Origin of the sequence: Prevotella sp. AM23-5 (assembly GCF_003473645.1) — a bacterium.
GTDB lineage: Bacteria > Bacteroidota > Bacteroidia > Bacteroidales > Bacteroidaceae > Prevotella > Prevotella copri_A.
Window position 1 is genome coordinate 1 of the sequence record NZ_QUCG01000159.1, and the last position, 1737, is coordinate 1737.

The 1737-nt window shown below is 36.8% G+C and carries 1 protein-coding gene; it reads left to right on the forward strand.

Annotation, left to right across the window (positions count from 1 at the left end):
* On the forward strand, positions 1-1134 hold a 1134-nt coding region (locus DW657_RS17240; RefSeq protein ID WP_118313565.1), incomplete at its 5' end, for an SUMF1/EgtB/PvdO family nonheme iron enzyme.
* Positions 1135-1737: the final 603 nt, after the last annotated feature.

Here is a 1737-nt window from a genome sequence, read left to right on the forward strand (position 1 = left end):
ACTCCCGTAGGAATTAGTGCTGGCTATGCACCTTTGGAACAGTACCAACAAAATTTGCAGGATTTCTCTCCTGCTACAGATGTTTATGGACTTGCTGCTACATTGTATTTCTTGGTGACGGGTAAAGTACCCGCGGAGGCTAGTATCGTTTTGAATGATGGAATTGGCCGAAAATCTGATGGTATTTCTGCAAAACTATGGCGAAGCGTAGAACGTGGAATGTGTCCTCGTAAAAATGATAGGTTTCAAAATATATCTGATTTTATAGGCTCTATTTCCGTTGGTGAAACAACAATTGTTTCAAAAAAAACTTTTGTAAATGAATTTGAGGCACCAATTGCATCGTCTACAACAAATGCTATTGCTGGAAAAGGAAAAGGGAAATGGGCAAGGACAATTTTTATGAGCTTGTTGACGATTTCTATGCTTCTATCTTTGATAAAAGTGGGTTATGTGAAAGTGCATCAGCATATCGTAATCAATGAACTTGTAGATAATATGGTAAAGGTTAAAGGTGGAACAGTTGACGGAGTAACCTTCTCGGATTTTTACATTGGAAAATACGAAATTACCAATGAGGAATATGATGCAGTGATGGACGAAAGACCAGTCTATAGATTGATATTTGCTCAGATGGGTGGTGTGGAAGCTTATAACAATAAGCATAGAATAAAAAACGAGGCTGCAATGGGCAAAAAACATCATCCGAAGATAGTGTCTAGAAAGCAGGTGCTGGAGTTCTTGGAACGTCTAAATGAAAAAACAGGAAAACAATATAGATTGCCTACAGACTTAGAATGGGAAGTAGCTGCAAAAGGTGGCATTTGTGGGCATGGATATAAATACTCAGGAGGTAATGATATTCTTGGAGTAGCAAATTTCTATAATGGAAAAAAAACGAATCTTGAAGATGTTGGACAAAAACGCCCGAACGAACTAGGGTTATATGATATGACCGGTAATGTTGATGAGTTGTGTGACAATGCTTGTATTGATATAAATGATAAGAGGTGGAGTGTTCGAGGAGGTTGTTGCTTGGATGAAGCATCTGAGAGTTTGGTAACTTCAAAGAAACCTTTAGGTACAAATTGTCTTGTTGGTTTTAGATTGGCATTAGGTAATTCGAATATTTGAGAAGAAGGATATGTAGATATGGGCTTGACTGTAAAATGGTCTAAATGTAAATTGGGCGCAAAAACACTAGAAGTTGCTGGCGATAGACTTGCATGGGGGAAACAGAAACAAAAGAAAGTTTTGATATGAAAAATTATGTGTCTCCTGTAAAAAAGAAAGAACTGGGAAATACCAAGAAAAGTGTTTCGTATGTGGTGGTTCTGGGTGTATAAAATGTGCTTTCTGTAATGGTACAGTTGTAATAGAGGATAGATGTCCCGTTTGTAAAGGAAGTGGTGTAATCATCAAATACAATGTCGTTCTTGTTTTGGACGAGGAACTGTTGGAACATTTGGAAACGCCTGTTTAGAGTGTGGGGGCTGTATGTTCTCATGCATATTGTGGAAAATGTAATGGTTCGGGCAAAATTGTTTCAGTTTGTACTGGATGTGATTTTTATAATCATATGGTATCTTGTAAAAAATGTTTTTGAACAGGATATGTATAGAAAACGAGAGTCGTTGAAGATTATGAATAGATAATTATGATAGAATATCTTCAAAACAAAAAGTATAAAATAGAAAAGATCATAGGACAAGGTGGTTTCGGTATTACCTATAAGGC